Here is a 1,026-nt window from a genome sequence, read left to right as displayed (position 1 = left end):
TTCGGGGCGCCCGGCTCGCAGGTCTCGGTGAAGTGGACCTTGTAGCCGTCCCACATGATGTCGCGTTTGACGCTGCCACGCGCGTCGGTGTCATACGGGGTGACCAGGCGCGTCGCGCTCGGCGGGCGGTCTTTTGGGTCCCTGCGCCGCACCTCGCCCTCCACAAGGTGGAAGTGCTGGACCCACATCTGCCGCAGGACCTCCACCTTGTCCAGGTCGCGCAGGCCATCGGGAGAACGGGGGTCGAAGACAGCTGCCAGCAAGCGCATCCCGTCCCGGCCGATCCGCTCGGCCACCTCGGCCCGCTTCGCGCGGGAGGCGGGAAACCGGGTGTCATCGATCCGGGTGGCGTAGTGCTGGAACCAGTCCGGCTCGGCAACGTCGGCCAGCCAGTCGGGGGCGTTGCGGGCGACTGCGTTGAGTGCCGCACGCAGGGTCTCGGCGACCATCTCCAGCCAGTTCAGCTCCCGTGCGGCGGACAGCACGTGGGTGGAGTCGGTGCGGGCCCGGCCCGAGCTTTTGAGCAGTCCTCGTTCCCTGGCCGCGGCCAGGACACCGTCCATCACCCGCCGCCCGCCGTCCGTGCCGGCCAGGCGGTCTCTGAACTCCGACAGCACTGAGAAGTCGAACCCCGGGTCGTCGAGTTCCAGTCCGAGCGCGTACTTGAAGTCGATCCTGGCGCGGACCGCTTCCGCCGCTTGCCGGTCGGTCAGCCCCTCGACGAACTGCAGCACGAGCACCAGCGCCAGCCGCCCCGGCGACCACGCATGCCTGCCCCGGGACGGGAAGAGATCAGCGAACTGCTCATCGGTGAACAACACGCCCAGTTCATCCCGCAGCCGGATCGCCAGACTGCCCTTCGGGAACGCCGCCCGCGCTACCCGCACCGTCTCCCCGGGGAGCTCCCCATCCCCGGCCGGACGCATCGACATCAACACCCACCCCATACGACAACGTCGGTCTTCAAGACCACAACCGAGTCTTGAAGACCGACGTCACGCAGGCCCCGAATTAACCAACAGCGTC

The 1,026-nt window shown here is 68.5% G+C and carries 1 protein-coding gene; it reads right to left on the bottom strand.

Annotation, left to right across the window (positions count from 1 at the left end; translation table 11 throughout):
• On the bottom strand, window positions 1-932 hold a 932-nt coding region (locus tag ABZ876_RS39110), incomplete at its 3' end, for a transposase (protein WP_361791218.1).
• Window positions 933-1,026: the final 94 nt, after the last annotated feature.

It is taken from the genome of Streptomyces sp. NPDC046931 (genome assembly GCF_040644655.1).
Taxonomy (GTDB): Bacteria; Actinomycetota; Actinomycetes; order Streptomycetales; family Streptomycetaceae; genus Streptomyces.
Note: the sequence above shows the minus strand (reverse complement) of the source record. Positions and strands in the feature narration are given on the sequence as shown.